General features: G+C 67.2%; 7 protein-coding genes and 1 pseudogene. All 8 read left to right on the plus strand.

Features of this window, described 5'->3' with window-relative positions:
• Positions 1 to 114: 114 nt before the first annotated feature.
• Positions 115 to 579: an Lrp/AsnC family transcriptional regulator gene (locus QRO91_RS21550; protein ID WP_005409896.1), complete on the plus strand. Its 465-nt coding sequence runs from the start codon at positions 115 to 117 to the stop codon at positions 577 to 579.
• A gap of 460 nt (positions 580 to 1039) precedes the next feature.
• Entirely contained in the window at positions 1040 to 1720 is a 681-nt protein-coding gene (locus QRO91_RS21555; RefSeq protein ID WP_197633740.1) for a TonB C-terminal domain-containing protein, read from the plus strand.
• A gap of 16 nt (positions 1721 to 1736) precedes the next feature.
• The gene (locus tag QRO91_RS21560) at positions 1737 to 2267 is read left to right on the plus strand and encodes an RNA polymerase sigma factor (protein ID WP_049431529.1); all 531 of its coding nucleotides are present in this window, start codon (positions 1737 to 1739) and stop codon (positions 2265 to 2267) included.
• Positions 2268 to 2336: 69 nt separating this feature from the next.
• Complete coding sequence (locus QRO91_RS21565) at positions 2337 to 3317, plus strand: DUF4880 domain-containing protein (RefSeq protein ID WP_197633742.1); 981 nt, start codon at positions 2337 to 2339, stop codon at positions 3315 to 3317.
• Between the two features lie 58 nt (positions 3318 to 3375).
• Positions 3376 to 3927, plus strand: coding sequence for a hypothetical protein (locus QRO91_RS21570; protein ID WP_049431535.1), 552 nt, complete (start codon positions 3376 to 3378; stop codon positions 3925 to 3927).
• 144 nt (positions 3928 to 4071) lie between these two features.
• The gene (locus tag QRO91_RS21575; RefSeq protein ID WP_238378699.1) at positions 4072 to 4629 is read left to right on the plus strand and encodes a hypothetical protein; all 558 of its coding nucleotides are present in this window, start codon (positions 4072 to 4074) and stop codon (positions 4627 to 4629) included.
• A gap of 57 nt (positions 4630 to 4686) precedes the next feature.
• A complete protein-coding gene (gene gspG / locus QRO91_RS21580) occupies positions 4687 to 5124 on the plus strand; it encodes a type II secretion system major pseudopilin GspG (protein ID WP_049431540.1) in 438 nt (145 codons plus the stop codon).
• 9 nt (positions 5125 to 5133) lie between these two features.
• Positions 5134 to 5697 (plus strand): annotated as a pseudogene (locus QRO91_RS21585) (type II secretion system protein GspK); the annotation flags it as partial.

Here is a 5697-nt window from a genome sequence, read left to right on the forward strand (position 1 = left end):
GAGGTGGGGGTGGCCCATGCTAGCCGTCCAATCGCGAAATCGGGTTGCGTTGATGCCACTTGATTCTTGATGATTGATATTTCATGCGGCCATAAGCCAAAGGGGTGAAATCCCATGCAGTACCAGCTCGACAATCTGGATCGGCGCATCCTCGACGCCCTGCAGCGCGACGGCCGCCTGCAGAACCTGGAACTGGCCCGCCAGGTCGGGCTGTCGCCGTCGGCCTGCCTGCGCCGGGTGCGGTTGCTGGAGGAGGGCGGCTACATCGACCGCTATGTGGCTTTGTTGAACGAGGCCAAGGTGGGCCGCGGCTTCACCGTGTTCGTGCGGGTGTGGCTGCGCGGGCAGGACGAGGACACCACCAATCACTTCATCAACAGCATCAAGTCTTTCCCGGAAGTGCTTGAATGCCATCTGATGGCTGGTGACTGCGATTTCCTGCTGCGGGTGGCGGTGGCCGACCTTGATGCCTACCGGCAGTTCCAGATGCAGCACCTGAACCGGATTGCCGGGGTGCAGAACACCAAGACCGAGATTCCGATGCAGCGGATCAAGCAGACGACCCAGCTGCCGCTTTGAGAGGTACGGCCGGGTTGCACCCGGCACCCGCGGTAGTGCCGGCCGCTGGCCGGCAACCTCAGGAGCAACAGCCGAAGCAACAGCCGGCTTGGCGCGGGATGGCGTGGTGGGTCCGGCTGCAGGGGACGCCGTAAACCCGTCCATGGGGGCTTGGCCGCGGCATCCATGCCGCGGACACCCCTGCAACCGGCCCCACCCCGCCTTCGACAGATTTCCGCGATCTGCCGGAATGGCATGGGGCGACACGCTCTGATCGGCACGGGGTCGGATCCCGTTGCTGCGCAACGGGCTCTGACCCCACGCCCGAATGACGTGGTCTGTTCGATCCATTGATTCCTGATTCGTGACCGGCTCCAGCGAACCTGACCCGTCCGTTGGCAGTGCGCGGCAGTCATCGCAATGACATGTGCTCCCGATACGGTTTGATCCGCTTGCAGCTGCTGTCGCTGCCGAGGGTCATGTGTTCGACGTCAGGGGGCTGAATGGACACCATGCGATCAGAACGTGGAGGCTGGCCATCGCCGGATGGCTGCTGCTGGCCTTTGCCGCGGCAGCCCAGGACGGTGTCCATGCCTACGACATCCCCGCGCAGCCGCTGGAACAGGCGGTCGAGCGCTTCAGCGTCATCAGCGGCTGGTCGGTGATGTACCCGGGCGAGCTTGCCGCGGGCCGCAACAGTCACGCGCTTCGCGAAAGCCTTGCGCCGCTGCCGGCCTTGCAGGTTCTGTTGCAAGATTCCGGCATCAAGGCCGAGGTGATCGGCGAACAGCGGGTGGTGCTGCGTCGGAGCACGTCCTCGACGGCCGAACCCGGCGTTGGCGCGGAACTTCCCGATACCGAGCGGCGCCGTCGCTACGCTGGCCTGCAGCAACGCCTGCGCGCTGCGTTCTGTGACGATCCCGACCTGGCTCCAGGTCGCTATGCCGCGACCCTGCGTTTCAGCGTTGCCAGTGACGGCCAGGTGCATTCCCCTGAACTGCTTTCCGGCAGTGGCAATGCCGGTCGCGATGCGCGCCTGCTGCAGGCGCTGCAGGCACTGACGGTGGCAGCCGATGCCGCCGCGCTGCCGCAGCCGGTGACGCTGCAGATCCGCCCTTCCGGCACCGAGCACGACTGTGGCCGGCGCTCGCCCCTTCCATGATTTCAAGGATTCGAACATGAGCAACGGTACGGCTGGGGCAGTTGACCTGATGGACCACCTTCTGGGCGCCTATGACGAGCTGAAGCGCAGGCTGGTGCGCAAGCTGGGTTCGGAGGAGCTGGCCGGCGATGCGCTGCAGGACACCTGGATGCGCCTGAGTGCGCGCCGTGACCGCCTGGATGCGGTGCAGAATCCGGCGGCCTACCTGCTGCGCATGGCGATGAACACCGTGATTGATCGCCAACGTGCTGACCACCGGTTGCTCAGCCTGGAAGAAGTGGACACGCTGATGGACATGGCCGATCCGTCACCGGGCCCAGCACAGGCGGCCGAGCTGGACTTCGCGCTGGAAGACATGGTCGGGCTGCTGCAGCGCATGCCCGAGCGCCGTCGCCGCATCCTGCTGGCAATCCGCGTCGACGGCCTGCAGCAGCGCGACGTGGCCGATCACCTCGGTGTATCGCTGCGGCTGGTGCAGCGCGAGCTGAAGGCGGCCCAGGACTACCTTGCCGAGCGCAGTGGGCAGGGGCGCCAGGTGCGGTTCTGAGCGGCGGCATCCGTCTACACTTTGACGCCGAGCAGAACCCCGCAGCGTGCGGGTCCGGCATGAGTCCCCATGGATCCTGACGATCGCCCGCAACGCCCGCTGGATGCCGTCGAGCGGCAGGCCCACGCGTGGGTGGTGCGGTTGACCTCGGGCGAGGCCACCGCCGCCGATGGGGACAGGTTCCGCGCGTGGTGTGAGGCCGACCCGCGCCATCGTGAGGCGTTCGGCCGTGCGCGCCGACAATGGGAGCAGGTACGCCTGGCGGGCGAGCAGTTGCCTGCAGAGGCACGGCAGCCTGTCGCGCCGACGCCGACCCAGCGCTGGAGCCGCCGTGCCTTCCTCGGTGCTGCCATCGCGGCGCCGGCCAGCCTGGTGGTGGTGGCGGCGATCCGCCCGCCGCTGGGGTTGTGGCCATCGGTGACGGCGATGGCGGCCGATTTCCATACCGGAACCGGTGAACGGCTGCAGATCGCGCCTTCGCCGCAGCTGAAGATCGAACTGGATACGCAGAGCAGCCTGCGCCGGCGGGCGGATGCAAAGGGCGCAGGCTTCGAGCTGGTGCAGGGCCAGGCCGCGATCGAAACCGGGTCTGGCCTGCGCCTGGCGCTGTTCGCCGGGGCGGGCTGCGTGATTGCCGATGAAGGTGCGGTGCGCCTGGACGTACGCAACACCCTGGGCCAGGTGCGGGTGACCTGCCTGCACGGTAGTGCGCGCATCGAGCACCCGCAGGGCCGGCTGCAGCTGCAGGCCGGCCAGCAGACCCGGTACGACGAGCGCCTCAGTGGCGTGGTGGCTGAGGCCGTGGCCTCGGACGTGAGTGCCTGGACCGAAGGCATGCTGGTGTTCCGCCGCGCACCGCTGCGCGAGGTGGTCGACGAGATCAATCGTTACCGCCGCGGAAAAGTGTTGCTGGGCGAATCGGCGCTGGCACGTGCCCCGGTGAGCGGCCGCTTCCGCATCGATGATCCGGATGCGGCGCTGGAGCAGCTGCGACTGACGATGTCGCTGGATCTGCGTCGCTTTCCGGGTGGCATCGCCGTCCTTGGGTAGATGAAGACGCTGGCCGTGCGCACCGCGCAGGGCTGTTGCAAGCAAGGAGAGGCCAAGGATGCGCAACGAGACCATCGGCGTGCTGGATCTGCGCCGCAATCTGTCGGCGCTGCTGGAAACCACGCAGCGACGCCCCTTGATGGTGCATCGCTATGGCTCGCCGTGGGTGTGCGTGGTGTCCGACGCGCAGTGGCAGCAACAGGCTGTGCTGCTGGACTTCGATCCGCAATCGCATCCGTTGGCGATGCTGCTGCGGCTGCAGCAGCAGCTGTTGCCGTTGTCTGAAAGCGGGGCACTGCCACCTGCGGCGCTTGCGCGCGCGTTGCTGCTGATGGACATGCATGGCGTTGACGATCTCGTGCAGCTGCACGAGCAGGTGCTGCACCACCGGCTGTGGCACTGGTTCGTGGCAGGCAGCCACGGCGTGATGGAGGGCTGGCAGCTGCCGGCGCTGCGCGTCGCGGTGGCATCATGGTGCGATGACGTGGACATGACCGATGCATGGGTTGCATTCGCTGCGCGCAGCGACGTGGCGATGTTGGCCCGCCGCTGCGGCGGTGACGCGCCACGCCTGCAGCGTGAAGCCTGCAAGCGGATGGCGCTGCGATGACGTTGCCGATGAAGCACTAACCAGCGCACAGAGTCACGTTCCCGGTGTCGCTTCACCTGCCTTGCTGACGTCTTCTCCAGAGTACGACGCACTACGCGTCGCGGAGCATGGGCGACGCAGATGGCAGAAAGTCGCAGGATCAGCATGCTGGAGCTGGATCGCCACCTGAGCCAGTCGCTGGAGCAGGCGCGGCACGCCCCCCTGAACGTGCAGCGCTATGGACGTTCATGGGTCTGGGTGCTGTCCAGTGATGCGTGGGCGGACGCGGCGCGCTGGGCTGCGCTGGACAGCAGTGCGCACCCGCTGCTGGCGCTGCGCAGGGCGCTCGACCTGCAGTTGCGGCCGTGGCCCGAAGCGGCCATGGGCGCGCTGCCGCTTGACGCGGGCGATGCGCGGCTGCTGCAACGTGCGGCCCTGCTGGTGGTCGTGCGTGATCTCAGCGGCGCGCAGCGCGTGTACGACGACCTGCGCTACCACCAGGCATACAGGATGTTCATTGGCCTCGACCACGGTACCGCGTGGTCGCCGATGCAGTGCGTGCGCCTGCTGCAGGCGTGCGTGCATCCGCTGCTGCGGGCGTGCATCGACGAAACGCTAGCCAGTGTGCCGCCGCAACTGATCGAGGCGGCACGGGTGCGGGCTGCACGTGCGTCTCCTCTGGCGCCAGCGCAGCGAATTGCAGGCGGATGTTTATCGTACTGACACATGCACCGCTGACCATGGCGCAGCGGTCTCTTCCAGGATGACGAGGGCGGAACAATGGCAAGGCAGGTTCGCGGTCGCAGGGCTCGGCAGCAGGGCTTCAGCCTGATCGAGATCATGGTGGTGGTGGTGATCATCGGCATCCTCGCCGCGTTGATCGTACCGCGGTTGATGGATCGCCCTGACCAGGCACGCGTGGTCGCGGCGCGACAGGACATCGCGGCGCTGATGCAGGCGTTGAAGTTGTTCAAGCTCGACAATGGGCGCTATCCCAGCGCCGAGCAAGGGCTGCAGGCACTGGTGAAGCCCCCGCAGGGCAGTGGTGCGATGCCGGTCACGCCCTATCTGGACCGCCTCCCGAATGATCCGTGGGGCCATCCTTACCAATACCAGATTCCCGGCACCCACGGCGACATCGATGTGTTCTCGCTGGGTGCGGACGGCAAGCCCGGGGGCGACGCCGGGAACGCGGACATCGGCTCCTGGCAGTTGTGAGGCAGGCCGATGTCAGCCCGGATGCGTTCTGTTTCAAGTGTCCGTCAACGTGGCATGGCGGTGATCGTCGCCCTGCTGGTGGTGGCGCTGGTGGCGGTAATTGCCACGGCACTGCTGACCCGGCAGTCGGCCCAACTGCGCGCGCTGCGGGGCGACCAGCTGCGCGCGCAGGTGCGCATGGCGGTGGACGCAACGCTGGAGCGTGCGGCGCAGCAGCTGCGTGAGGATGTAAAGGAACAGCTGACCACGGTGCGCAGCGGGCGCTGGGCGCGTCCCTTGCAGCTTCAGGCACCGCTGCCGGTGCAGCTGCAACTGGTCGATGCCCAGTCGATGTTCAACCTGCGCAATCTGCTGGCCCATGGCCAGCCGGATCCCGAGGCGCGGCGCGCGTTCATCGCGTTGTGCGTCGGGCAGGGGTTGGGACAGGGTGCCTGTGCCTCGGCGGCGGACCATATCCAGGCACGCCTGCGCGATGGCGACATCCAGGCGCAGGCGCCGCTGCCGCGTGAATCACTGATCGAACAGGCGCTGCCGGGTGCCGATCCGGTGGCGTTGCAGGCGCTGGCGCTTCGC

The organism is Stenotrophomonas maltophilia group sp. Smal32, from assembly GCF_030237085.1.
In the GTDB taxonomy this organism is placed as follows: domain Bacteria; phylum Pseudomonadota; class Gammaproteobacteria; order Xanthomonadales; family Xanthomonadaceae; genus Stenotrophomonas; species Stenotrophomonas maltophilia_Q.

What these genes read in the sequence shown, in the direction of transcription:
- QRO91_RS21565 (WP_197633742.1), top strand. Translation starts at nt 2,337, where the DNA reads ATGGATCCTGACGATCGCCCGCAACGCCCGCTGGATGCCGTCGAGCGG.
- QRO91_RS21560 (WP_049431529.1), top strand. Translation starts at nt 1,737, where the DNA reads ATGAGCAACGGTACGGCTGGGGCAGTTGACCTGATGGACCACCTTCTG.
- gspG (WP_049431540.1), top strand. Translation starts at nt 4,687, where the DNA reads ATGGCAAGGCAGGTTCGCGGTCGCAGGGCTCGGCAGCAGGGCTTCAGC.
- QRO91_RS21575 (WP_238378699.1), top strand. Translation starts at nt 4,072, where the DNA reads ATGCTGGAGCTGGATCGCCACCTGAGCCAGTCGCTGGAGCAGGCGCGG.
- QRO91_RS21550 (WP_005409896.1), top strand. Translation starts at nt 115, where the DNA reads ATGCAGTACCAGCTCGACAATCTGGATCGGCGCATCCTCGACGCCCTG.
- QRO91_RS21570 (WP_049431535.1), top strand. Translation starts at nt 3,376, where the DNA reads ATGCGCAACGAGACCATCGGCGTGCTGGATCTGCGCCGCAATCTGTCG.